The organism is Pseudomonas sp. NPDC087690, assembly GCF_044743175.1.
Classification (GTDB): domain Bacteria; phylum Pseudomonadota; class Gammaproteobacteria; order Pseudomonadales; family Pseudomonadaceae; genus Aquipseudomonas.
In genome coordinates, this window is sequence record NZ_JBIUVX010000055.1 from 1 (window position 1) to 24,008 (window position 24,008).

Annotated in this window: 20 protein-coding genes; 8 read left to right on the plus strand and 12 right to left on the minus strand. The window is 58.6% G+C overall.

The window, feature by feature from the left end:
- On the minus strand, positions 1–1,551 hold a 1,551-nt coding region (gene tssA / locus ACIPIZ_RS27295; protein WP_401168534.1), incomplete at its 3' end, for a type VI secretion system protein TssA.
- A gap of 714 nt (positions 1,552–2,265) precedes the next feature.
- Between tssA and tssI the strand changes: the two genes are divergently transcribed.
- Genes tssI through ACIPIZ_RS27310 form a run of 3 tightly spaced genes read left to right on the plus strand, consistent with a single transcriptional unit; the run spans position 2,266 to position 7,370 of the window.
- Positions 2,266–5,613: a type VI secretion system tip protein TssI/VgrG gene (gene tssI / locus ACIPIZ_RS27300; RefSeq protein ID WP_064389597.1), complete on the plus strand. Its 3,348-nt coding sequence runs from the start codon at positions 2,266–2,268 to the stop codon at positions 5,611–5,613.
- Positions 5,606–6,277: a DUF2931 family protein gene (locus tag ACIPIZ_RS27305; protein ID WP_064389598.1), complete on the plus strand. Its 672-nt coding sequence runs from the start codon at positions 5,606–5,608 to the stop codon at positions 6,275–6,277. Before tssI ends, ACIPIZ_RS27305 begins: the two co-directional genes overlap by 8 nt.
- Before the next feature lie 13 nt (positions 6,278–6,290).
- Positions 6,291–7,370, plus strand: coding sequence for a hypothetical protein (locus ACIPIZ_RS27310; protein WP_177330944.1), 1,080 nt, complete (start codon positions 6,291–6,293; stop codon positions 7,368–7,370).
- A 96-nt stretch (positions 7,371–7,466) separates the two neighbouring features.
- On the opposite strand, the gene ACIPIZ_RS27315 is transcribed toward ACIPIZ_RS27310, so the two are convergent.
- The 3 genes from ACIPIZ_RS27315 to ACIPIZ_RS27325 form a co-directional block, all read right to left on the minus strand.
- Entirely contained in the window at positions 7,467–7,742 is a 276-nt protein-coding gene (locus ACIPIZ_RS27315; protein ID WP_003213368.1) for an HU family DNA-binding protein, read from the minus strand.
- Between the two features lie 190 nt (positions 7,743–7,932).
- Positions 7,933–9,081, minus strand: a complete 1,149-nt coding sequence (locus ACIPIZ_RS27320; protein WP_401168538.1) for an NAD(P)/FAD-dependent oxidoreductase — start codon at positions 9,079–9,081, stop codon at positions 7,933–7,935.
- Between the two features lie 20 nt (positions 9,082–9,101).
- On the minus strand, positions 9,102–9,269 hold the full coding sequence (locus tag ACIPIZ_RS27325) for a rubredoxin (RefSeq protein WP_007954349.1): 168 nt from the start codon (positions 9,267–9,269) through the stop codon (positions 9,102–9,104).
- 201 nt (positions 9,270–9,470) lie between these two features.
- On the opposite strand from ACIPIZ_RS27325, the gene ACIPIZ_RS27330 reads away from it, so the two are divergent.
- Together ACIPIZ_RS27330 and ubiA are read left to right on the plus strand one after the other, a co-directional pair.
- Positions 9,471–10,031: a chorismate lyase gene (locus ACIPIZ_RS27330; RefSeq protein ID WP_064389600.1), complete on the plus strand. Its 561-nt coding sequence runs from the start codon at positions 9,471–9,473 to the stop codon at positions 10,029–10,031.
- Positions 10,031–10,921 carry a 4-hydroxybenzoate octaprenyltransferase gene (gene ubiA, locus ACIPIZ_RS27335; protein ID WP_008078760.1) on the plus strand — a complete coding sequence of 297 codons (891 nt, stop codon included), beginning with the start codon at positions 10,031–10,033 and terminating at the stop codon, positions 10,919–10,921. Before ACIPIZ_RS27330 ends, ubiA begins: the two co-directional genes overlap by 1 nt.
- Positions 10,922–11,033: 112 nt before the next feature.
- Here ubiA and ACIPIZ_RS27340 read toward each other — a convergent pair whose 3' ends face one another.
- Positions 11,034–11,417 carry a hypothetical protein gene (locus tag ACIPIZ_RS27340; RefSeq protein ID WP_064389601.1) on the minus strand — a complete coding sequence of 128 codons (384 nt, stop codon included), beginning with the start codon at positions 11,415–11,417 and terminating at the stop codon, positions 11,034–11,036.
- Between the two features lie 202 nt (positions 11,418–11,619).
- On the opposite strand from ACIPIZ_RS27340, the gene phoB reads away from it, so the two are divergent.
- The 3 genes from phoB to ACIPIZ_RS27355 all read left to right on the plus strand — a co-directional run bounded on the left by phoB (position 11,620) and on the right by ACIPIZ_RS27355 (position 15,133).
- Positions 11,620–12,258, plus strand: coding sequence for a phosphate regulon transcriptional regulator PhoB (phoB, locus tag ACIPIZ_RS27345; protein WP_401168541.1), 639 nt, complete (start codon positions 11,620–11,622; stop codon positions 12,256–12,258).
- A gap of 137 nt (positions 12,259–12,395) precedes the next feature.
- Positions 12,396–13,682, plus strand: coding sequence for a phosphate regulon sensor histidine kinase PhoR (phoR, locus tag ACIPIZ_RS27350; RefSeq protein WP_236427349.1), 1,287 nt, complete (start codon positions 12,396–12,398; stop codon positions 13,680–13,682).
- A gap of 110 nt (positions 13,683–13,792) precedes the next feature.
- Positions 13,793–15,133: a hemolysin family protein gene (locus ACIPIZ_RS27355; RefSeq protein WP_064389603.1), complete on the plus strand. Its 1,341-nt coding sequence runs from the start codon at positions 13,793–13,795 to the stop codon at positions 15,131–15,133.
- 110 nt (positions 15,134–15,243) lie between these two features.
- Here ACIPIZ_RS27355 and ACIPIZ_RS27360 read toward each other — a convergent pair whose 3' ends face one another.
- The 7 genes from ACIPIZ_RS27360 to ACIPIZ_RS27390 all read right to left on the minus strand — a co-directional run.
- A complete protein-coding gene (locus ACIPIZ_RS27360) occupies positions 15,244–16,140 on the minus strand; it encodes a peptidoglycan DD-metalloendopeptidase family protein (protein ID WP_401168544.1) in 897 nt (298 codons plus the stop codon).
- 188 nt (positions 16,141–16,328) lie between these two features.
- Positions 16,329–17,285, minus strand: a complete 957-nt coding sequence (locus ACIPIZ_RS27365) for a response regulator (protein WP_095119764.1) — start codon at positions 17,283–17,285, stop codon at positions 16,329–16,331.
- Between the two features lie 177 nt (positions 17,286–17,462).
- A complete protein-coding gene (gene phoU / locus ACIPIZ_RS27370) occupies positions 17,463–18,224 on the minus strand; it encodes a phosphate signaling complex protein PhoU (RefSeq protein WP_016985766.1) in 762 nt (253 codons plus the stop codon).
- A 71-nt stretch (positions 18,225–18,295) separates the two neighbouring features.
- The gene (gene pstB / locus ACIPIZ_RS27375; protein ID WP_105704691.1) at positions 18,296–19,129 is read right to left on the minus strand and encodes a phosphate ABC transporter ATP-binding protein PstB; all 834 of its coding nucleotides are present in this window, start codon (positions 19,127–19,129) and stop codon (positions 18,296–18,298) included.
- Between the two features lie 183 nt (positions 19,130–19,312).
- A complete protein-coding gene (gene pstA, locus ACIPIZ_RS27380; protein WP_038359375.1) occupies positions 19,313–20,983 on the minus strand; it encodes a phosphate ABC transporter permease PstA in 1,671 nt (556 codons plus the stop codon).
- 16 nt (positions 20,984–20,999) lie between these two features.
- Entirely contained in the window at positions 21,000–23,282 is a 2,283-nt protein-coding gene (locus ACIPIZ_RS27385; RefSeq protein WP_401168549.1) for an ABC transporter permease subunit, read from the minus strand.
- 173 nt (positions 23,283–23,455) lie between these two features.
- Positions 23,456–24,008: substrate-binding domain-containing protein (locus ACIPIZ_RS27390; protein ID WP_401168552.1), on the minus strand; the 553-nt coding region annotated here is incomplete at its 5' end.

The following is a 24,008-nucleotide window of genomic DNA, read 5'->3' on the forward strand; positions in this document are numbered from 1 at the left end:
CACTTCGAGATCGAGGTGCAACAGCCAGCGATAAATCACTTCCTTGCGTTCACGTACGGCATGGTTCTGCGGCAACAACTCGCAGCAACTGTGCAGCAGGTGCAGCACTTCCAATGCAAGATCGGGCTCCCAGGCGTGCAGGCCTGAGTCCTGTAATGTCTGATCGAGGGTTTCCAGCTGGTTCTTGGCCAGTTCGTATTTCTTGGCCATGAAGCACAGTCGGGCGAGCGCGAACTGCCAGAAGAAGCGTTCGCGGCCACCGTGAGCGGATTGCAAACCCTGCTTGAGCGTCTGCACGGCAGGCTTCAGGCCTTCCTTGCGCAGCAGCGGCAAAACTTCTTCGAGGGCTTTTTCCCAGGCCGGCTGGGTTTCGACGTTTTCGCTTTCGACCTTGCGCGGCGCACTCGCGCTTTGCAGGTGCGGCATGACGTTGGCGGCGATCCACGCCCGGGTGGACGGATCGGCAAACGGCGCGCCGTCATGGAAGCGCAACTCGACAATGCCGGGCAGACGCTGAATCAAAAGCGCGAAGTGGATCTCCACTTCGCGCATTGCCAACTCGGCGTTGAGGTTCTGGAGACATTCCCAGACCATCCTCTGGCCATCGAACCAGAACGGCGCCTTCGCCAGGCTCGCCTCCAGTTCCACCAGCAGGTCGGCGTATTTACCCTGATCGAAACGGTCCTGATAGAGCTTGAGTTTTTCCAGCGGCAGGCCGCGCAGTACGGTGATCTGCTCAGCGTTGCGCTCGGGCACCGCGTCGATGGTCATCCACAGCAGCGTGCGGTTCAGACGCAGGGCGCGCAGGTCGGTGGCTTTCTGTTTGAGCCACCATGCGCACAACGGCCGAGCGCTTTCCTGCTGGGCGCGCAGAGCTTTATGGGCGTCTCGTTCGTTGTCGATCGGTGCGCCGGGGGTGAGCAACTGGCTCGCAGCCTGTTTGACCTGCGCCACTGCCGCACCGACCACACCGGGGGCCGGCTGATTGTCGGCCGCGCGCTGGATCATGGTTTTCAGGCGACGGGAGATCGGCAGCAACAGCGGCGAATCATCGCCCAAGTGCTCAGCACACGCCGCTTCGAGACCGGACAGGTGCTCGGAGAGCTGCCGGAACATCGGCAACTGTTCCTTGATCGCGATGTTTTCAGTGATGACCTGCTCAAGGCGCGGCACCAGCCAGCCAATGGCGGCGGCACGGGTACGGGCTTTGAGCGGGTGAACGTCGGCCCAGTTGTTTTCCGACAGATGGTGCAGCAACCCGAGGCCGGCGAGCAGTCCGGGGAAGGATTCGCGCTGGTACAGCGACCATGTCAGCCAGGCGCCGACACGCAAATCCTTGGATTGGGTACGCAACAGATTTTCGCTGTTTTCGCGAATTTTCAGCCAGTCGATCTGCCCGCTTTCGTGCATCGACGAGGCTTTGGCCAGCTCGCTTTCCAGGGCCTCGAATTCGCTCGAGAAACGAACGTCTTCGCCCGCGAAATTCTCTTTGGAAACAGAGACTTTAGCGAGTTCGAGGTAATGGGCGGAAAGTTTGCTTGAGTAGGACATCCATGGCCTTTATTAAGGATTACAGTCAGGCGCCTGTTGGAATAACCGCGGCGCGGGACAGTATCGAAGAGCGGTGCAGCGACTCATCCAATTGAGATGTGCTCTTTCAAGTGGGCGCATCGTAATCACAATGATGGCCACTAGCAAGCATCTGATTAAACAACAAGACGAAGTGTTCATTGGGGCCTGTAGGAGATTGCCCTATATGTCGCAAGGGAATCCCTGAGAGTCATTTATATTCGCCGCATTTTCCTATCCCCCGCCAAAACCTTGAGCTAGAGGGCTCTGTTCCTCCGAAAAGGCATCTTGCCGCTTGCCCACCCCAATACACGGCGGCAAGCATGACAACTCTTGAAAAAAATAGAAGTAGGACTCTTCCTAAAATTCATCGGCTTCTTTGAACAATTCGGCGAAGACAATGACATATGGGAAAAGTGCCATCAATTTGATGGCAAATTACTTTGTGAAACTTTCAGCAGGCCGGAAACACTGCACATTCGTGCTAATTCAATAGTTATCGAACTCTCCCTCCTAAGTCATTTCCTTCAATTCATACAACACCTTACAACCCGGAAGACTCTGACAAATGTCAGAGACGGTTCTTACATCAATTTATTTCCCCCGCAGCTAGCGTGCCTTGGCAAATTTTTTACGCGTGGCGATCAGGGACGATCAAACACCGCGCATCGACTCATTTTGCTTAAGGACAAGCGTATGTTCAGCACGGGCAGTTGCGCGCCTTTTACCCTGCAGATTCCCGGAGTTCGCCACGACTTCAAGGTGCTCGCATTTGATGGTGATGAAGCCATCAGCTGCCTGTACGCCATCCGGGTCGAACTGATCAGTGAACAAGCGAATATCGATCTGGAAGGCCTGCTCAGTCAGCCAGCATTTCTGCAATTCGGGTTCAACAACGAAGGTATTCATGGGCGCATTGAAGATGTGCGGGTCGGTGAAAGCGGAAAACGCCTGACCCACTATGAGCTGAAGCTAGTGCCTGCCTTGCATTATTTGCAGTTCAGTCATGACCAGAGGATTTTCCAGCAGCGTACGGTGCCGCAGATCATCGCGCAGGTGCTCCAAAAGCACGGTATTCAAGGTGATGCGTTCACTTTTCATGTCACCCCGAACCCGCCACGCGACTATTGCACTCAGTACGCGGAAAGCGACTTTGAATTTATCCAGAGGCTGTGCGCTGAAGACGGGATCGCCTGGCATCACCAGCATTCGGCGGACGGCCATTTGCTGGTGTTCACCGATGACCGGGTGTTTCTCCCCAAGTTGGCCGCGCTGCCATATCTGCAGAAATCCGGCATGGTGGCCGAGCATCAGGTTATCAGCCGATTCTGGGTGCGCAACAGTACGCGCACGAGCACCGTCACCCGTCGTGACTACGACCTGAAACGCCCGAGCCTGTTGCTTGAAAGCAGCTTCACCGCCGGATTCACTCCAACGCTGGAGGACTACTTTTATCCGCTGCTGATCGAGAACGAAAGGCGCGGCAAGCAAATTGCTCGGCAGGCACTCGAGCGCCACCGTAGCGATTACGAACTGGGCGACGGCGAAAGCGATCAGACGAATCTGCGTTGTGGCCACCTGTTTGAGCTGACCGGACACCCGCGTAAAAAGTGCAACGACCTGTGGCTTTTGCTCAGCGTCAGCCATGAAGGCCGACAGCCACAAGTGCTTGAGGAGTTCGGCCCCAGCGACGTCAAAACCGCCGATGGTTTCACCCAAGGCTACCGAAATCGCTTTAGCGTGATTCCCGCTGAGGTGGTTTTCCGGCCACCGCTGCCTGCACCACGCCGCCCGCTGGTGATCCAGACCGCACGGGTCACCGGCCCCGAAGACGAAGAGATTTACTGCGATGAGTTAGGTCGCGTGAAGATCGAACTTCCCTGGGATCGCAAAGAACTCAACAGTGAGCGCAGCAGTTGCTGGGTACGCGTGGCGAGCAGTTGGGCCGGAGATCATTTTGGAGCCGTGACCATTCCGCGGGTCGGCATGGAAGTCGTGGTGTCCTTTTTGGAGGGTGACCCGGACAAACCGCTGATCACCGGGTGTGTGGCCAACAGAGTTACCACGCCGCCCTACTCTTTACCCGACCACAAAACCAGAACCGTCTTGCGCAGCGAAAGCTCGCCGCGCAATGGCGGCTACAACGAACTGTCGATTGAAGATCGCGCCGGACAGGAACTGATCTACCTGCGCGCGCAACGCGACATGGCACAGAAAATCGGCAATAGCCTTCAACTGGAAGTGGGCAACGAACGCCGCGAAACCATCAATGGCAGCAGTTACACCCAGGCTGGAAAGTCTCTCGACATCGAGGCCGGCCAGCAAGTGCACCTGAAGGCCGGCGCCAGTGTGGTGCTGGATGCCGGCGCCAGCATCACGCTGAAAGCCGGCGGCCATCACCTAGTGATCGATGCGGGCGGCATTTTCAGCAGCACGGAAATCGAAACGGGCCGCAAGCCACACGACAGTGAAGCCCCCCATCTGCTGCTGCCTGGACTGGATAGCGCATTACGCGTTGCGCCAGCGGTAAACGCGCGTGCAGAGGAAGAGCTCGAGGAAGAGGAGGAAGAAGTCGACCTGGACGATGAGACGCCGGGGGGAATTACTCTGCGTATCGGCGTGTTTTTCGATGGCACCGGGAATAACAAGGACAACAGCGAGACGGTCGCCGCGTGCTACGCCGCAGACGCCAATCTCGCGGAAGCGGCTGCAGAGATCCAGCAGCACTGCGCCACCTACGGTTACGACGGAAACGGGAGTTCGCCGGACAACAGTTATGGAAATGATGCGAGCAATATTGTGCGGCTGTATGAGCTGTATACGGATCATTCCTTCGAAACACTGTCGGAGAAAACGAGAAACGCCTCTTTGCGCGTGTACATCGAAGGTATTGGCACAACAGCTGACGCAGGTGACTCACTTTACGCACAAGCGACAGGCCGAGGAGAGACTGGCGTATCAGCTCGTGTGGAGCAGAGCCCTGAAAAAATTATCGGTCAAGTGCGCTCACTGATCGGTAAGAATCCCAATCTACTTATAGAAAAGATCGAGTTCGATATTTTCGGCTTCAGTCGTGGTGCCGCCGCGGCTCGACACTTTGCAAATGAGGTTCTCAAAGGCGAGCGCAGTATTCTCGCAGATGCGCTTCCAGCAGGTTCTCCGGCACTCTCAAGCACCTTTGACTGGCGTCCGCAATCGAGCATCAGCATCAATTTCATTGGTCTGTTTGACACCGTTGCAGCAATCGCCAACCCATGGCTGTTCGATTTTACCGGCGCTAACAGCAGAAACTCCGGACTCGATTTAAAGCTGCCTGATGGTTGCGCCAACAAAGTAGTCCATCTGGTTGCGCGCGATGAATATCGCGAGAACTTTGCACTCAACAGCCTGGGCGACATCGATCTGGTTTTGCCCGGCGCTCACTCGGATCTGGGCGGCGGCTACTTGCCCAGAGCCAAGGAAAAACTTCTGCTGAGCAACCCGATCACCAGCACTATCAGCCGAGACAAGGACGCGACCCGCAGTGCAGCCTATGTTGCTGCCGAGAAAGAAGCATTTGCCTGGTTTGCAAAAGGCGTCATCGATGAGGACCTCCCGGGCAGTCATTTGCGCGTGGATTTTTGGGAAAGAGCCGTTACTCAATCAACAGCAAATGGTAGATCAAGCCCGGATCCTCAAAAGCGGGTTTACGCGGCGACCAGCATTGAGCGGCCAGTACATAGCGAGCTGTCGCTGGTGTATCTGCGCATCATGCGTGAGCTTGCGGTCAGAGCAAATGTGCCGTTCAAGGTCATCCCAGATACGCCGAATCTGAATCTGCCCGAAGAGTTGGTCCCCATTCACAGGAAGCTCCAGTCCTACGCCTTGGGCGAGTCTCCCGTCGAAGGCCTGACTATCAAAGAAAGGTCATTGTTACGTAGCCGCTATATACATCTCTCTGCTCACTGGAATGCGGCCAAGGGCTTGAACAGCAGCGACTTGAATATTGTTTTCATCAACCGACCAACCAAGAACAACCAACGAGTGGTGCACCCCCATGAATGACTTCACTCGACCTATCAGGAAAACAATGTACTTCCTTCTAGGCATATTATTGGCCGGCTGCGGACTAGACGTCTCCCAAGCTGCGGACAAGCATCCATGGTTCCTTGGCTTTGGAGCACCGGACTACATGGAGGTCTGGATTGAAACCGCCGATGTGGTGGATATTCGAGAGCGAGTATTCCGACGTGCCGGAGCCGGGATTGCTTCGGTAAGAGCTCCCGCTGATAACAAAGGCACGCCCGCAGGGTGGCCAGAAAACCCCGGAAGTGGCGCAGGACGGGATATCACCGGCGCCGACCTGCCCCGCTTGATCTACGTACGATGGCAATCCCTGGCAGAACCTCAAACCTATGAGGCTTACATCACCATTTCCGAATCGGCTCGGGAAATCATGCGAAAGCCGGAAAAAGCTTTCTGCAGGGCTGATGGAAAATGGATCACGGACTACCGCGATAACATGGGTATTGGCTTGGCACCCGGCGGTATTGCAAAGGTCTGGCTAGGGGCCGCTTGCCTCGAGTCTGTCGAGATTACTCGGGTCGAAGGGAGTGTAATGAAGGTAGGCCCGTATCAAGGAAAAAACGAGGGGCGGTACGCACTGTCTCTATCACCTGAATCTAAAGCCTACATCGAAAAATTCGGCATTCCCTTCGGGAGCTGGTAAGGAGCATTACCTCATGGAATTGAAACCGCTGTTGTTCGCTGCGCTGATGTGGCTTCCCGTTACCCACGCATCCGCAGACACCTCGCCACTGGACGGTCATTACTACCTGTCTGGTGCCATGGAAATGGCCGCCGAGTTGCTGTTGCGTAAGGACGGCACTTTTTCTGCTGGTATCGCCTACGGATCGGCTGGCGGTGTCGCCAAGGGAAACTGGTATGTCGAGGAAAACACTCTCATGCTGGAGCAAGAGCCTGCTGCCCAGCCAGCAAAGAAGCTTTCCTACAATCTTTCACGCGAGAGAACTCTGGTCGAACTCAAGGAATATGCCGACAGAGAAAAAAATGAGTTGGCTAAAGAGAGCTACGTTTTAGAGCTACGGTACGATCACCAGCCTCCGCCGCCGCCCCTGAAGCCCGTGATGGTCAGTCTTGAGTTCAATTCAGGCCCACCGGGTCAATTGCTCTTGAACTCGAATCAACAAACAGACCTCTGGTTTCCTTACGATCACCAGAGAACGCTGAAAAAAATTGGCTTTGGCACAGATCCTAATCGTGGAGCTTATCAATGGTTCGATGTCGCGGGGGACAGCCGAGCCTTCAACATTGGCTGGAAGAAACGAAAAAACCAGCCCTTAACGTTCGAACAACCAATCGGATTTGATCTGGCGACCACCAGCCAATATCTGACTCCAGAAGAGCGAGAACGAGTTGACCATAACTATTGGTTGACGTTTTATCACTTCGATCCGGTCTCACCACCTGCGATCCATCCAGTGGAAGTTCATTGGCAATTCGAAGACGGTTCGACGTTGAAGGAGGTTTGGACAGACTCGCAGCAAAACACGCTGACAGTGCCGTTTTCCCCAAACAACGCATTGGCGAAAATCGGCTTACATACACAAAATTCTCCTGATGAAATCGAGTGGTTCACCGTCATGCCGAAAACTAGATGGGCGACGCTGGACTGGCAAGCCTATCCTGACCCTGCCAACGGCGATCTTTCTGTGTTGTTCAAAGATCTGCAATTGGCCGTTGAGCCAAATTGCCTGGCAGTGGATTTTGGCAACGGCAAAGCCTGCTTCCGCCGCCAATAACCTGGCTTGCAGCCACAAAAAATGGGCACCCGACCGCAATCGGTGTGCCCATTTTTTATTACGGTGTTCCCCCGCTATTCAGGGGATCCGCCGCAATTATGGATTAACGCTGTCTTTCAACGACTTGCCTGGCTTGAACGCAACGGTGTTGCTGGCCTTGATTTTGACCGGTTCGCCGGTTTGCGGGTTTTTGCCGGTGCGGGCGCCGCGGTGGCGTTGCAGGAAGGTGCCGAAGCCTACCAGCGTCACGCTGTCCTTGCGGTGCAGAGCGCCGGTGATTTCTTCGAGAACGGCGTTGAGTACGCGGTTGGCCTGTTCTTTGGTCAGATCTGCTTTTTCAGCGATTGCAGCGGCGAGTTCTGGTTTACGCATTAGTGAAGCCCCTTTGACGGTTTTTTGTTGTTATGTCCGTGCTGTTCTCGTTGGAACAGCGCCCAAGGCGCCGCAGGCTCTACTCTGCGGCAGACGGGAGTGAGAATGGCACGCGGATACCGGCGGCGCCAGTCTCCCCGCGACCTTTGTAGGGGCAAAAGCGGGGTGATTCCGACAGAACGACCGGTATTTACGCCAGCAAGGCCGGAAGCTGTTTGTTCAGGGCGAGTTTTTCCATCACCGCGGCGCCGGTCAGCGCATAACCAAGCAACTGACCGTCGGCGCTGTGGCACAGCGCCTTGATGTCGGCGCCCTGCCCTTCGATTGTCCAAACACCTTCGCTACCACGTGGCGGTGGCGAAACCACCAAGGGACAAACCGGGGTTTTCACAGTAATCGGCATCGGGCCGTAGCTCACCGCCGCAAGGTTTCCAGCCAGGGTTTGTGCCAGCGCTCGCGCACAGCTCATGAGGGGCATCACGTACAACAGATTCAGCCCGTCGACTTCCGCGCAGTCACCCAAGGCGTAGATATTGGCGTGAGAAGTCTTCAGGTGACGATCGACGACGACACCACGGTTGACCTGTACGCCGGCGGCTGCCGCCAGATCGATGCGTGGACGCAGGCCGATCGCCGACACCACTACGTCGCACAGGATGACCTGACCGTCGGACAGATGCGCTTCCAGACCGTCAGCGACTTTTTGCAGGCGGGTCAGCACCGGGCCGAGATGGAATTTCGCACCAATGCTTTCCAACCCTGCCTGCACCGCCGCCGCAGCCGCTGGGTGCAGCAGAGTCGGCATGACTTGTTCGCACGGCGCAACCAGTTGCACGTCGTAGCCACCGAGGATCAGGTCGTTGGCGAATTCACAGCCGATCAGGCCGGCGCCCAGCAGCAGCACCCGGCGCTTGCCCGCCGCAGCGGCACGGAAACGCGCATAGTCTTCGAGGTCATTGATCGGGAACACCAGATCGCTGCCATCGCCTTCAATCGGCACGCGCACGGTTTCTGCGCCCCAGGCGAGGATCAGATCACGGTAATAAACCGCTTCTTCGCCGATCCATAGGCGTTTATGGCCAGCGTCGATGCCGCTGATGCGCGTATGAGTGCGCACCTCGGCCTTCAACTGCTCGGCCATGGCGCCCGGCTCGGCCATGCTCAGACCATCGGCGTCCTTGTTCTTGCCGAAACCGGTAGAGAGCATCGGTTTGGAGTAAGAGCGGCCGTCATCGGCAGTGATCAGCAGCAGCGGGGTTTCGCTATCAAGCTTGCGAAACTCGCGGGCCAGGTTGTAGCCCGCAAGCCCGGTGCCAATGATTACGACAGGTGCGCTCATGCCTTACTCCCTTGTTTTGCTTAGTTGATTTCTATCATTTCAAAGTCCATCTTGCCGACGCCGCAGTCCGGGCACAGCCAGTCTTCCGGCACGTCCTGCCACAGGGTGCCCGGCGCAATGCCGTCATCCGGCCAGCCGTCGGCTTCGTTGTAGATCAGGCCGCAGACCACACATTGCCACTTTTTCATTCAGGTACTTCCTCAGGGTTCAGGCTTATTGCCGGCGCGGATAGTCGATGGGTGTTGCGCTGCCATCCGGCTCAGGGCGTTTTGTACTGATGGAGCCGGGCAGATGCAAGCCTGTTCGGCGCAATGGCACCCCGGATCAATCAATGTCGCTGCCCGCCATGGTAAGCTCGGCGCCTCATTTGCGGCCAATAATGACTCATTGTGCAACAGACAAATTCCGGCCCGGCCCCGCTCTGGCTGACTCAAAACCGACTGACGCCTCTCCCCGATTCGCTGACGCTGGACTGGTTGTTCGACGAAGGCTCCCTGACCCGCCGACTCACGCGTTTGTCCAACGATGGCTTCAGCGTCACGCCATTGTTCGAGGGCTGGGACACCCTGCGCGCCGACGAATGCGCTGCGCTGGATCTGGCCGAAGGCAGCGAGGGCTGGGTGCGCGAAGTGTATTTGCGCGGCCACGGCGAAGCCTGGGTCTTCGCCCGTAGCGTGGCCTCGCGCGCCGCTCTGCAGGGCGACGGTTTGCACATGGACGAACTGGGCAGTCGCTCGCTGGGCGAACTGCTGTTTTGTGATCAGGCGTTCCAGCGCCGCGCCCTCGAAGTTTGCCACTACCCTGAAGAATGGTTGCCGCAGGCCGCCAAAGCGCCCGGTTTATGGGGACGTCGCTCCCGGTTCGACCGTGGCGCGCTGAGCGTACTGGTGGCGGAAATCTTTCTGCCGAGCCTGTGGAGCGCCGCCGGCGCCCATCCGGAGAACTGCTGATGTATCAAAGCCTGCTCAAGTCCCTGAACCGCTTGAACCCGCGCGCGTGGGATTTCATTCAGTTGACGCGCATGGACAAGCCGATCGGCATCTATCTGCTGCTGTGGCCGACGCTGTGGGCGTTGTGGATTGCCGGCAAAGGCTCGCCGTCGTTGGCCAACGTGGTGATTTTCGTCCTCGGCGTGGTGCTGACCCGCGCCGGTGGCTGCGTGATCAATGACTGGGCGGATCGCAAGGTCGACGGCCACGTCAAACGCACCGCACAACGGCCTTTAGCTGCGGGCAGAATCAGTTCGAAAGAAGCCTTGGTGTTCTTCGCGCTGTTGATGGGTGTGAGTTTTCTGCTGGTGCTGTGCACCAACGCACCGACCATCTGGCTGTCGCTGGGCGGTCTGGCGCTGGCGTTCACTTATCCGTTCATGAAGCGCTACACCTATTACCCGCAAGTGGTGCTGGGCGCGGCGTTCTCCTGGGGCATGCCAATGGCGTTCACCGCCGAAACCGGCGAGCTGCCGGCGGCGGCGTGGCTGCTGTGGATCGCCAACCTGCTGTGGACGGTGGGTTACGACACCTATTACGCGATGACCGACCGCGATGACGACTTGAAGATTGGCGTGAAGTCGACGGCGATTCTGTTTGGCGAAGCGGATCGGGTGATCATCCTGAGTTTGCAGGCGCTGTCGCTGGGCTGTCTGTTGCTGGCGGGGTCGAAGTTCGAGTTGGGCGTCTGGTTCCATCTCGGCTTGCTGGTGGCTGCCGGGTGTTATGCGTGGGAGTTCTGGTACACGCGAGATCGCGACCGGATGCGCTGCTTCAAGGCGTTCTTGCACAACCATTGGGCCGGGTTGGCGATATTCGTCGGGATCGTGCTGGATTACGCGTTGCGTTAAACACAAATCAATGTAGGAGTGAGCCTGCTCGCGATAGCGGTGTGTCAGAAACGAAAATGCTGACTGACACACCGCTATCGCGAGCAGGCTCACTCCTACAGGGGGACCGCGTTTATTTGGCTTTGGCGACTTTCCACGCGCCGTCCATTTTGCCGTCACCGGTCATGTCACCGGCTTTCTTGTCCATCACGAAGGTGTACAGCGGCATGCCTTGGTAAGCCCATTGCATTGAGCCGTCGTCACGCTTGATCACCGTCCAGTCGCCCATCGACTTATCGCCGGCCTCAGCCTTCAACGGCGGCCAATTCGCAGCGCATTTGTCGTTACAAGCGGATTTGCCGGCAGAGTCCTTGGCGAAGGTATACAGGGTCATGCCCTTGTGATCGGTGTACATGCCGTCCTTCTCCATCGCCGGATCCGCAGCCAGTGCAAATCCAGGCAGCGTCAGGGCGGCAGCCATCAGCAGTGCTTTGAAAGAAACAGTCATTTGAGTCATGGAAACCTTCTTTTGTGGTTGTCAGGATTCGGACTAAGAGCTTAGTTCAGGATTCGTCCAATCGCCGCCGGACTAAAATACTGTCACACGACTGCAATAATTCCGTTATCTAATGCGGCGCAAGACAGTTAAATGACAAGAGGATTAAGGCATGGTTGGCAGGAGCATTCTGATCGTCGACGACGTAGCGCCCATTCTCTAAATGATCGCCGTTGCGTTGGAAATGGCCGGCTATGACTGCCTTGAGGCAGAGAACTCGCAGCAGGCACACGCCATCATCGTCGACCGCAAGCCGGACCTTATCCTGCTCGACTGGATGCTGCCCGGCACCTCCGGCATCGAACTGGCCCGCCGCTTGAAACGCGATGAGCTGACCGGGGACATCCCGATCATCATGCTCACCGCCAAGGGCGAAGAGGACAACAAGATCCAGGGTCTGGAAGTCGGCGCCGACGACTACATCACCAAACCGTTTTCCCCGCGTGAACTGGTTGCCCGTCTCAAAGCGGTGCTGCGCCGCGCCGGTCCGACCGATGGCGAAGCGCCGATCGAAGTCGGCGGCCTGCTGCTCGACCCGATCAGCCACCGCGTGACCATCGACGGCAAACCCGCCGAGATGGGCCCGACCGAATACCGTCTGCTGCAATTCTTCATGACCCACCAGGAACGCGCCTATACCCGTGGCCAGTTGCTCGATCAGGTCTGGGGCGGCAACGTCTACGTTGAAGAGCGCACCGTCGACGTGCACATACGCCGCCTGCGCAAGGCCCTCGGCGACGCCTACGAAAATCTGGTACAAACCGTGCGCGGCACCGGCTACCGGTTTTCCACCAAGGCATAAAAAAGCAGCTGCAAGCTTCTAGCTATAAGCGGCAAGTAAAAGCCGATCCGCTTTAGCTTGAAGCTTGCGGCTTGAAACTCGAAGCTGCGTAAGGACGCTCCGTGAATCAAAACTGGCATGGCACCCTGATTCGCCACATGCTGTTGCTGGTCACCGCTTGCCTGGTGATCGGCCTGATCACCGGCTATTACGGCTGGAGCCTCGCGGCGGGACTGGGGATTTATCTGGGCTGGACGCTCAAGCAATTGCTGCGGCTGCACGAGTGGCTGCGTCAGCACCAACCCGATGAAGCACCGCCCGACGGCTATGGCCTGTGGGGCGAAGTGTTCGACAGCATCTACCACCTGCAACGCCGCGACCAACGCGTGCGCGGGCGCTTGCAGGCGGTGATCGACCGGGTGCAGGAGTCCACCGCAGCGCTGAAAGACGCGGTGATCATGCTCGACAGCGACGGCAACCTGGAATGGTGGAACCGCGCTGCTGAAACCCTGCTCGGCCTCAAGACCCCGCAAGACAGTGGTCAACCGGTAACCAACCTGGTGCGGCATCCGCGCTTCAAGGAATATTTCGAGCAGGACAGCTACGCCGAACCGCTGGAAATCCCCTCGCCGACCAATGATCGCGTACGCATTCAGCTGTACCTGACCCGCTACGGCAACAACGAGCACTTGATGCTGGTGCGCGACGTTACGCGCATCCATCAGCTGGAGCAGATGCGCAAAGACTTCATCGCCAACGTCTCCCACGAATTGCGCACGCCGCTAACGGTGATCTGCGGCTATCTGGAAACCCTGCTCGACAACGTCGAGGAAGTGAATCCGCGCTGGAGCCGCGCCCTGCAGCAAATGCAACAACAGGGCGGGCGCATGCAGACGCTGCTCAACGATTTGTTGTTGCTGGCGAAACTGGAAGCCACCGATTACCCGTCGGACAACCAACCCGTGCAGGTCGACACCTTGCTGCAATCGATCAAAAGCGATGCGCAGCAATTGTCCGGCTCGAAGAATCAACGCATCACCCTCGAAGCCGACGCCGGCCTCCTGCTCAAGGGTAGCGAGGCGGAATTGCGCAGCGCGTTTTCCAATCTGGTGTTCAACGCCGTGAAGTACACCCCGGCCGAGGGCAACATCCGCATTCGCTGGTGGGGCGACGATCAGGGCGCACACCTGAGCGTGCAGGATTCCGGGATCGGCATCGACAGCAAACATCTGCCGCGCCTGACCGAACGCTTCTACCGCGTCGACTCCAGCCGCAACTCCAACACCGGCGGCACCGGCCTTGGCCTGGCCATCGTCAAACACGTGTTGCTGCGCCACCGCGCGCGCATGGAGATCAGCAGCGTGCCCGGTCATGGCAGCACCTTCACCTGCCATTTCGCCCCGGCGCAAGTGGCCAGCGCACGGGCGATCAGCACCGCTGAGTAATGTCGCACTAGGCAATCGCCAGGTCAGCCGCTACATTGGCTGACTTGTGCCTGCCTTTCAGGCGCGACTTTTCTCTCTTTTGAATCACACGGAACCCGCAAAACTCCATCATGGACCCTTCCCCTGGCTTGTCCCTCGCAACAATATTCGCCGATTTCGGCATGATTCTTTTTGCTCTGATCCTGGTTTTGCTCAACGGCTTCTTCGTTGCGGCGGAATTCGCCATGGTCAAACTGCGCTCGACCCGGGTCGAGGCCATCGCTGATCAGAACGGCTGGCGCGGACATATCCTGCGCACCGTGCACAGTCAGCTCGATGCGTACCTCTCGGCGTGTCAACTCGGTATTACTCTTGCCTCCCTCGGCCTCGGCTGGGTCGGTGAGCCGGCGTTTGCGCACATTCTCGAGCCGCTGCTGAGTGCGGTCGGCGTGCAGTCGCCAGAGATCATCAAGGGCGTATCGTTCTTCACTGCGTTCTTCATCATTTCCTACCTGCACATCGTGGTCGGCGAACTGGCCCCGAAATCCTGGGCGATCCGCAAACCCGAGCTGCTGTCGCTGTGGACGGCGGTGCCGCTGTACCTGTTCTACTGGGCGATGTACCCGGCGATCTACCTGCTCAATGCCAGCGCCAACGCGATTCTGCGCATCGCCGGCCAGGGCGAACCCGGTCCGCACCATGAACACCATTACAGCCGCGAAGAACTGAAACTGATCCTGCACTCCAGCCGTGGCCAGGATCCGAGCGATCAGGGCATGCGCGTATTGGCCTCGGCAGTCGAGATGGGCGAGCTGGAAGTGGTCGACTGGGCCAACTCCCGCGAAGACCTGATCACGCTGGAATTCAACGCACCGCTGAAAGAAATCCTGGCGATGTTCCGCCGCCACAAGTTCAGCCGTTATCCGGTGTACGACAGCGAGCGCCAGGAGTTCGTCGGCCTGCTGCACATCAAGGATCTGCTGCTGGAACTGGCGGCACTGGACCACATTCCCGAGTCGTTCAACCTGGCCGAGCTGACCCGTCCGCTGGAGCGCGTGTCGCGGCATATGCCGCTGTCGCAGTTGCTGGAGCAGTTCCGCAAGGGCGGCTCGCACTTCGCCGTGGTCGAGGAGGCTGACGGCAACATCATCGGCTACCTGACCATGGAAGACGTGCTGGAGGTGCTGGTCGGCGACATTCAGGACGAACACCGCAAGGCTGAGCGCGGGATCCTCGCCTATCAGCCGGGCAAGCTTTTGGTTCGCGGTGATACGCCGCTGTTCAAGGTGGAACGCCTGCTGGGCATCGACCTTGACCACATTGAAGCGGAAACCCTTGCCGGACTGATCTACGAAACCCTGAAACGGGTGCCGGAAGAGGAAGAAGTGCTGGAAGTCGAAGGTCTGCGCATCATCATCAAGAAGATGAAAGGGCCGAAGATTGTGCTGGCGAAGGTGTTGATGCTGGATTGAGTGCAATGCGGGTGACCGCATTGCCTGTTAAAAGATCGCAGCCTTCGGCAGCTCCTACAGGGGATCGCATTCCAATGTAGGAGCTGCCGAAGGCTGCGATCTTTTGCTTTTTACTGCTTGCCCAGCGCAAAGTTGGGCAACGCCCCCAGCGGCTGGCTGAACTGATACGGAATCGACACCAGCCCCTCGCCAGTATTGCGCTGCACCACAAAGTGCAGGTGCGGGCCGCTGCTGTTGCCGGTATTACCGGACAGCGCCAACGGACTGCCCACCGCTACCCGTTGCCCTTCGCGCACGCTCACCGAACCTTGCTTGAGGTGCAGGTACACGCCCATCGTGCCGTCATCGTGCAGCACCCGCACGAAATTGCCGGAGGCATCATTGCCGCGCCCGCTCTGCGCGTTTTCGGTTTTCACCACCACCCCGGCCCGCGCGGCAATGATCGGCGTGCCCACCGGCATGGCGATGTCCATCGCATACTTGTTCTTCGGCCCATAGTGGCTGTACTGGCCGTTGGCGCCCTGGCTCAGACGAAACGGTCCGCCACGCCATGGCAGTGGATAGCGATAGCCCTGCGCGGTGCCTGTGGGGTCGCCGAGGGAGTAATGGAACTGCGGCGTATACACCAACGGTTTGCCACCGCTAATCGCCGTCAGCAGCGCCAGACGCGTATTGCTGCGCGCGGGCAGCACCCGGCGGATGGTTTGTGCCGGCGCGCCGCGGACGTTACTCATCCCGGTAAACGCCAGCGCCACCTCGACCGGTGCATACAGATCGTTGCGCACGAACACCACGTCAGTGCCCTTCTGTTTTTTGATGTCGAGATAGACCTGCCGCTCGAGGCGCTCGACCATGCGGTCCTGAAAAACGAACACCTGCGCGCCTTTGCTCGGCCGGTCACTGTACGAGACCACGCCGTTGGCATCGGTGGATTTGTAAATGGTCATGGCCACAGCCGAGGTGGAGGCCATGAAGAGACCACAGAAAAACAGCAGGCGCGCGAGCATGGGCAAGAGTCTGTCGAAAGGAAGGCCTGGAAATGAGCCTAGCAGGTGAAGCAGACCAGGCTAGTCGACAGATGTTTCAATTTGCCCAGCGCACAAAGCAAAAGATCGCAGCCTTCGGCAGCTCCTACAGGGAAAATGCATTCCAATGTAGGAGCTGCCGAAGGCTGCGATCTTTTCACAGACGCCGATTACGCGCCCGGAACGAAGTGCTTCTGCGCCGTGCCGCGTGCGATCAGGCGGGAGATGTAGTCGAGCTTCTGAGCGTCCTGATCGACGAAACGGAAGGTCAGTTGCAGCCAGTCGCTGTCCGGTTTCGGCTCGAACGCGACAACCGCGTGCAAGTAACCGTTGAGACGGGCGATTTCAGCGTTGTCGCCCTGCTCCAGATCGAGTACGGCGCTGTCGAGGATCTGCGGCAGGGTGTCGGTGCGTTTCACCACCAACAACGCTTCCTTGATGCTCAGAGCCTTGATCACGCATTGCTGAGTACCGCTTGGCAGGCGCAATTGGCCCTGACCTCGGCCACTGGCCGGTGCCGACGCGGCGGCGGGTGCCTTGACCGGCGGGCTGTTGAGCAGGCCACGGGATGGCGCAGCAGCGGGCGCTGGCGCGGCAGCAACCGGTTTGGCAAACGGGTTGACCGCCGCCGCTGCCGGAGCGCCGCCGACCACGGCAGGCTTGCCGCCGGTCAAGGCGCTCAGGGAATCGTTGCCGAACGCCGAGTTCATCTTGGTTGGCGCGCTGTTCATCAGGGTGTCGAGCTTGCCGACCTTGTTCAGCGCCTGCTTGACCTTGGTCAGCAGTTGCTCGTTGGTGAACGGCTTGCTGACGTAGCCGGAAACACCGGCCTGAATCGCCTGCACGACGTTTTCCTTGTCGCCACGGCTGGTGACCATGACGAACGGCATGGTCTTGAGGTTGTCTTGCTCGCGGCACCAGGTCAGCAGTTCGAGACCGGACATTTCCGGCATTTCCCAGTCGCACAGGACCAGGTCGAAGGCTTCCCTGGCCAGCATGGCCTGGGCCTTTTTACCGTTGACGGCGTCCTCGGTGCGGATCCCCGGGAAGTAATTACGCAGGCACTTTTTCACCAGGTCACGAATGAACGAAGCATCGTCCACGACCAACACACTGATCTTGCTCATCCAACACCCCTATTAAAATCCCGGCAAGCATAACGCTGGCTGATGGCACATTGCCAAAACTCTTCAGTCACGCCGGGACTTTTCGTTCGCGGGTGCTGCTTTTTAATTCGAATCTGCCCATGAAAAGCACAAACAAAAACGCCCGGCCAAAGGGCCGGGCGCTTTTCTCAGGCAATCTTACTTATCGTCAGCATTGCCCGGAACATTAGCGGTTTCGCCGCTTGTGCCTTCAACTTCTTCCTTCATGCGCTTGAGGCCCATGTGGCGCACGTCGGTGCCGCGCACCAGGTAAATGACCAATTCGGAGATATTGCGCGCGTGGTCGCCGATACGCTCCAGCGAACGCAGCACCCAGATAATGCTCAAGACCCGCGAGATAGAGCGCGGGTCTTCCATCATGTAGGTCGCCAGCTCGCGCAGGGCGGTCTTGTATTCGCGGTCGATGATCTTGTCGTATTGCGCCACCGACAACGCCAGATCGGCGTCGAAACGGGCAAACGCGTCCAGTGCATCGCGAACCATGTTGCGCACCTGATCGCCAATGTGGCGAACCTCGACGTAACCGCGCGGCGCTTCGCCTTCTTCACACAGTTGAATGGCGCGACGGGCGATCTTGGTCGCTTCGTCACCGATGCGCTCAAGGTCGATCACCGACTTGGAAATGCTGATGATCAAACGCAGGTCGGACGCCGCAGGCTGACGACGGGCCAGAATGCGCAGGCATTCTTCGTCGATGTTGCGTTCCATCTGGTTGATCTGGTCATCGATCTCGCGCACCTGCTGAGCCAGGCCGGAGTCAGCTTCGATCAGCGCGGTCACCGCGTCGTTGACCTGCTTCTCGACCAGCCCGCCCATGGCCAGGAGGTGGCTGCGCACTTCCTCAAGCTCAGCGTTGAACTGCGCGGAGATGTGATGGGTAAGGCCTTCTTTACTAATCATGTTGGCGTCCTTGGAGCGTCCGGTAAGGTGCGGTGGGCCGCAGCGTCAATTCTGTGAATAACCCGCAACTGTCAGCCATAACGACCGGTGATGTAGTCTTCGGTCTGCTTCTTCGCCGGATTGGTGAACAGGGTATCGGTGTCGCCGAATTCCACCAGTTTGCCCATGTACATGAACGCCGTGTAGTCGGACACCCGCGCGGCCTGTTGCATGTTGTGGGTCACGATGACGATGGTGAACTTGGACTTCAACTCGTAGATCAGCTCTTCGACTTTCAGGGTCGAGATCGGGTCGAGGGCCGAGCACGGTTCATCGAGCAGCAGCACTTCCGGCTCAACCGCGATGGTGCGGGCGATGACCAGACGCTGTTGCTGACCACCGGACAGGCCGAGAGCCGACTCATGCAGGCGATCTTTGACTTCGTCCCACAGCGCCGCACCTTTCAACGCCCACTCGACCGCTTCGTCGAGGATGCGCTTCTTGTTGATGCCTTGGATGCGCAGACCGTAAACGACGTTTTCGTAGATGGTCTTCGGGAACGGGTTGGGCTTCTGGAACACCATGCCGACGCGACGACGCAGCTCAGCCACGTCTTCGCCCTTGCGATAGATGTTGTTGCCGTACAGGTTGATCGCGCCTTCGACGCGGCAGCCGTCAACCAGATCGTTCATGCGGTTGAAGGTGCGCAGCAAGGTCGACTTGCCGCAGCCGGACGGACCGATGAACGCGGTCACGCGCTGCTTCGGGATGTTCATGCTGACGTCGAACAGCGCTTGTTTCTCGCCGTAGTACAAGCTCAGGCCCGGTACTTCGATGGCCACGGTTTCCTGTTCGAGATTCAGGCTCTGCTTGTCGCGGCCCAGGGCAGACATGTTGATGCCGTGGCTATGTGTTTCGTGCTGCATGGGAGGCTCCCTGTGCTAACAAATTCGGTTTGTTGAACCGCTGGCCTAGCCAGCGGGTAACGCAAATTCAGTGTTTGTCGCGGCCCTTGTGGGAGCTGGCTTGCCAGCGATGGCATCACCGCGGTGTAACTGAAACACCGCGTCGCCTGCATCGCTGGCAAGCCAGCTCCCACAGGGTTTGTGTTAACTGTCCAAAGCTTTGTATTTTTCACGCAGGTGGTTACGGATATACACCGCCGACAGGTTCAAGGTCGCGATGACCAACACCAGCAACAGCGCCGTGGCGTACACCAGCGGACGCGCCGCCTCGACGTTCGGGCTCTGGAAGCCGACGTCATAGATGTGGAAGCCCAGGTGCATGATCTTCTGGTCCAGGTGCAGGTACGGGTAGTTGCCGTCCACCGGCAGCGACGGCGCCAGTTTCACCACACCCACCAGCATCAGCGGCGCCACTTCACCGGCGGCGCGAGCCACGGCGAGGATCATGCCGGTCATCATTGCCGGGCTGGCCATCGGGATGACGATCTTCCACAAGGTTTCAGCCTTGGTAGCGCCGAGGGCCAACGAGCCTTCGCGCACGGTGCGCGGGATACGTGCCAGACCTTCCTCGGTCGCGACGATCACCACCGGCACCGCCAGCAGTGCCAACGTCAACGACGCCCAGAGCAGACCCGGTGTACCGAAGGTCGGTGCCGGCAGCGCTTCGGGGAAGAACAAGCGGTCAACCGAACCACCCAACACATAAACGAAGAAGCCCAGACCGAACACGCCGTAAACGATCGCCGGTACGCCGGCGAGGTTGTTCACCGCGATACGGATGATCCGCGTCAGGGTGTTCTGCTTGGCGTATTCACGCAGGTACACCGCTGCCAACACGCCGAACGGGGTGACGATCATCGCCATGATCAACGTCATCATCACGGTGCCGAAGATCGCCGGGAAAATACCGCCTTCGGTGTTCGCTTCACGCGGGTCGTCCGAAAGGAATTCCCAGATCTTGCTGAAGTAGAAACCGACTTTGGTAAAGGTGCTCATCGCGTTTGGCTGGTAGGCGTGAACCACTTTGCCCAGACCGATTTCGATCTCTTTGCCGTTGGCATCGCGAGCGGTCAGGGCATCGCGGTTGAACTGCGCATGCAGGTCGGCCAGACGCGCTTCGATGTCCTGATAACGCGCATTCAGCTCGGCACGCTCGGACTCCATGTCCGCTTGCGCGGTGGCGTCGAGCTTGCCTTCCAGTTCCAGTTTGCGACCGTGCAGACGGATGCGCTCCAGACCTGCGTTGATTGCACCGATGTCAGTCTTTTCCAGCGACTTCAGCTGTGCCGCCAGACCGTTCACCCGGTTGATCCGCGCCTGCAGCTCAGGCCATGCAGCTTCGCCCTCGGCGATGACCTTGCCGTCCTGTTTGACGTTGACCAGGTAGCCGTAGAAGTTGCCCCACTCGCGACGTTCGATCGCCATCAGCTCCGGCGGCGTGGTCTGGTTGGTCAGCCACTCGCCGACGATCCAGGTGAAGTCGTTGCCGTTCAAATCACGGTTGCCGACCTTGATCAGCTCGCGGGTCATGAATTCCGGGCCTTCATCGGGCACCGGCAAACCGGCGCTCTTCAGACGGGCACGGGGCACTTCTTCTTTCTGTACCACTTCACCGATGACCAGGTGATTGGCCTGGCCCGGTACGTCGTAATTGGCATGGACCAGGTCCGCCGGCCAGAAGTGACCCAGACCGCGCACGGCAATCACGGCCAACAGGCCAATGGTCATGATGACCGCGATGGACACCGCGCCACCGCTGATCCAGACGCCCGGGGCGCCGCTCTTGAACCATCCTTTCAGGGAGTTCTGTTTCACAGACTTCTACCTTTGCTTAAAGCGACGAGTATTTCTTGCGCAGACGCTGACGAATCAGTTCTGCCAGGGTGTTCATGACGAAGGTGAACAACAGCAACACCAGCGCCGAGAGGAACAGCACGCGGTAGTGGCTGCCGCCGACTTCCGACTCGGGCATTTCCACCGCAACGTTGGCGGCCAGGGTACGCAGGCCTTCGAACAGGTTCATTTCCATGACCGGGGTGTTGCCGGTGGCCATCAGCACGATCATGGTTTCGCCGACCGCACGGCCCATGCCGATCATCAGCGCCGAGAAGATCCCCGGGCTGGCGGTCAGGATCACCACGCGAGTCATGGTCTGCCACGGTGTGGCACCGAGGGCCAGCGAGCCAAGGGTCAGGCCGCGCGGCACACTGAACACGGCGTCTTCAGCAATCGAGTAGATGTTCGGGATCACCGCAAAACCCATGGCCAGACCGACCACCAGAGCGTTGCGCTGGTCGTAGGTGATGCCCAGGTCGTGGGAGATCCACATGCGCATGTCACCGCCAAAGAACCAGTTCTCCATGAACGGACTCATGTACAGCGACAGCCAGCCCACAAACAGAATCACCGGGATCAACAGCGCACTTTCCCAGCCATCCGGGACTTTCAGGCGGATCGATTCAGGCAGACGGCTGAAGGTGAAACCGGCGACCAGAATGCCGATCGGCAACAGCATCAGCAGGCTGAAAATACCCGGCAGATGCCCTTCTACATACGGTGCGAGGAACAAGCCAGCGAAGAAGCCGAGGATCACCGTCGGCATCGCTTCCATCAGCTCGATCACCGGTTTGACCTTGCGGCGCATGCCCGGGGCCATGAAGTAAGCGGTGTAGATTGCAGCAGCAACCGCCAGCGGCGCGGCCAGCAGCATCGCGTAGAACGCGGCTTTCAGGGTGCCGAAGGTCAGCGGTGAGAGGCTCAGTTTCGGTTCGAAATCGGTGTTGGCCGCAGTCGATTGCCAGACGTATTTAGGTTCGTCGTAGTTCTCGTACCAGACCTTGCTCCACAGCGCGCTCCACGATACTTCCGGGTGCGGGTTGTCGAGCAACAGCGGTTGCAGCTTGCCGTCGGCTTCGACGATCACGCGGTTAGCGCGTGGCGACAGACCGAACAGGCCTTGGCCTTCGACCACCTGATCGACCAGCAAGGTGCGGTGCGCGGTGCTATGGAACACACCGAGCTTGCCGCTGGCATCCAGTGCAAGGAAGCCTTTGCGACGCTCTTCGGCGGTGATTTCAACGATCGGCGTGGTGCCCATCTGGAAGGTGCGGATCTGCTTCAGACGCAGCTCGCCATCGGTGTCACGGGCCATGAACCACTGCGCCAGACCACCCTTGGAGTCACCGACGATCAGCGAGATGCCACCGACCAGTTGCGCGGTCGCAGTGACTTCGGCATCAGCGTTTTCCAGCAGTTTGTAGCGACCGTTGAGGCTCTTGTCGCGCAGGCTGAACACGTCAGCCTGCGCGCGACCGTTGACCACGTACAGCCACTGTTGGCGCGGGTCGACGAAGATGTTTTTCACCGGCTCGGTCATCTGCGGCAGATCGATACGCTTCTGCTCGTTGGTGACTTCGCCGGTCATCATGTTTTCTTCGCTGGTCAGCGACAGCACATTGAGTTGCGAGCCGGTCGAGCCGACCAGCATCAGGGTCGTGTCGGTGGCATTCAAGCTGACATGCTCAAGCGCGCCGCCGGCTTCGTTCAGCGCGATTGGTGCCTCGCCATACGGATATTCGATGGCCGGGCTGATGGTTTTCTTGCCATCGGGGTAGCTGACTTTATAGGTGTGACGGAACACCAGCGCCTGGCCGTTGGACAGGCCCACGGCCACCAGCGGATGGCCTGGCTGGTCTTCACCAATGGAGGTCACGGTGGCACCGGCAGGAACCGGCAGATCGACGCGCTTCAGCTCAGCGCCACTGTCGATATCAAAGAACAATGCCTGACCTTTGTCGGAAACACGCATGGCCACCTGATTCTGCTCTTCGAGCGAAATCATCAGCGGCTTGCCGGCGTCCTGCATCCAGGCCGGGGTGATCGAGTCTTTCGCGGTCAGGTCGGCACCCTGGAACAGCGGCGCAACCACGTAGGCGAGGAAGAAAAAGATCAGGGTAATGGCTGCCAGCACCGCGAGACCGCCAACGAGGACGTACCAGCGAGTGAAGCGATCCTTGAGCGCGCGAATGCGGCGCTTGCGTTGCAGCTCAGGCGTATTGAAATCAATGCGCTTGGGAGGATTAGTAGTCATTTGGGAATTGGCCAGATCATTCATGCGCTCACCCTAGCGATCCTGTATGACAGAAAGATGACAATGCAGTGACGCAGCAAATCCACCGCCAGCGGGACTGGCAGAGGATCAAAAATTTGAGGTATGGAAAAGGCCGGCCTGCGTGCAGATCCGGCCTTTTACCTGAGTCCGGTGGGGTTCACCCTGGACTCAATTTGTTACTTCTTTGCGACAGCGCCGCCTTCCTGCAGACCCAGGTCAGCCAGTGCTTTTGCAGCAACCTTGGCTGGCAGTGGGATGTAACCGTCTTTCACCACAACTTCCTGGCCCTGTTTCGACAGCACCAGTTTCACGAACTCGGCTTCCAGCGGAGCCAGAGGCTTGTTCGGGGCTTTGTTGACGTAAACGTAGAGGAAACGCGACAGCGGGTATTTGCCGTTCAGGGCGTTTTCTTCGGTGTCTTCGATGAAGTCAGTGCTGCCTTTCTTGGCCAATGGCACGGTTTTCACACTGGCGGTCTTGTAACCGATGCCCGAGTAACCGATGCCGTTCAGCGAGGAGCTGATCGACTGCACCACCGACGCCGAACCTGGTTGTTCGTTGACGTTTGGTTTGTAGTCGCCTTTGCACAGGGCTTCTTCTTTGAAGTAGCCGTAGGTGCCGGATACCGAGTTACGACCGAACAGCTGAACCGGCTTGTTGGCCAGGTCGCCGGTCACACCCAGGGCGCGCCAGGGTTTCACGGCGGGTGTCGCGCCGCACAGTCGGGAC

Bases quoted from the DNA above. Each gene is read 5' to 3' on its own strand.
- ACIPIZ_RS27340 (WP_064389601.1), bottom strand. From the start codon at position 11,417: ATGACTCAAATGACTGTTTCTTTCAAAGCACTGCTGATGGCTGCCGCC.
- ubiA (WP_008078760.1), top strand. From the start codon at position 10,031: ATGTATCAAAGCCTGCTCAAGTCCCTGAACCGCTTGAACCCGCGCGCG.
- phoR (WP_236427349.1), top strand. From the start codon at position 12,396: ATGCTGTTGCTGGTCACCGCTTGCCTGGTGATCGGCCTGATCACCGGC.
- ACIPIZ_RS27305 (WP_064389598.1), top strand. From the start codon at position 5,606: ATGAATGACTTCACTCGACCTATCAGGAAAACAATGTACTTCCTTCTA.
- ACIPIZ_RS27365 (WP_095119764.1), bottom strand. From the start codon at position 17,285: ATGAGCAAGATCAGTGTGTTGGTCGTGGACGATGCTTCGTTCATTCGT.
- ACIPIZ_RS27320 (WP_401168538.1), bottom strand. From the start codon at position 9,081: ATGAGCGCACCTGTCGTAATCATTGGCACCGGGCTTGCGGGCTACAAC.
- phoB (WP_401168541.1), top strand. From the start codon at position 11,620: ATGATCGCCGTTGCGTTGGAAATGGCCGGCTATGACTGCCTTGAGGCA.
- phoU (WP_016985766.1), bottom strand. From the start codon at position 18,224: ATGATTAGTAAAGAAGGCCTTACCCATCACATCTCCGCGCAGTTCAAC.
- ACIPIZ_RS27315 (WP_003213368.1), bottom strand. From the start codon at position 7,742: ATGCGTAAACCAGAACTCGCCGCTGCAATCGCTGAAAAAGCAGATCTG.
- pstB (WP_105704691.1), bottom strand. From the start codon at position 19,129: ATGCAGCACGAAACACATAGCCACGGCATCAACATGTCTGCCCTGGGC.
- ACIPIZ_RS27355 (WP_064389603.1), top strand. From the start codon at position 13,793: ATGGACCCTTCCCCTGGCTTGTCCCTCGCAACAATATTCGCCGATTTC.
- ACIPIZ_RS27325 (WP_007954349.1), bottom strand. From the start codon at position 9,269: ATGAAAAAGTGGCAATGTGTGGTCTGCGGCCTGATCTACAACGAAGCC.
- tssI (WP_064389597.1), top strand. From the start codon at position 2,266: ATGTTCAGCACGGGCAGTTGCGCGCCTTTTACCCTGCAGATTCCCGGA.
- ACIPIZ_RS27360 (WP_401168544.1), bottom strand. From the start codon at position 16,140: ATGCTCGCGCGCCTGCTGTTTTTCTGTGGTCTCTTCATGGCCTCCACC.
- ACIPIZ_RS27310 (WP_177330944.1), top strand. From the start codon at position 6,291: ATGGAATTGAAACCGCTGTTGTTCGCTGCGCTGATGTGGCTTCCCGTT.
- ACIPIZ_RS27385 (WP_401168549.1), bottom strand. From the start codon at position 23,282: ATGAATGATCTGGCCAATTCCCAAATGACTACTAATCCTCCCAAGCGC.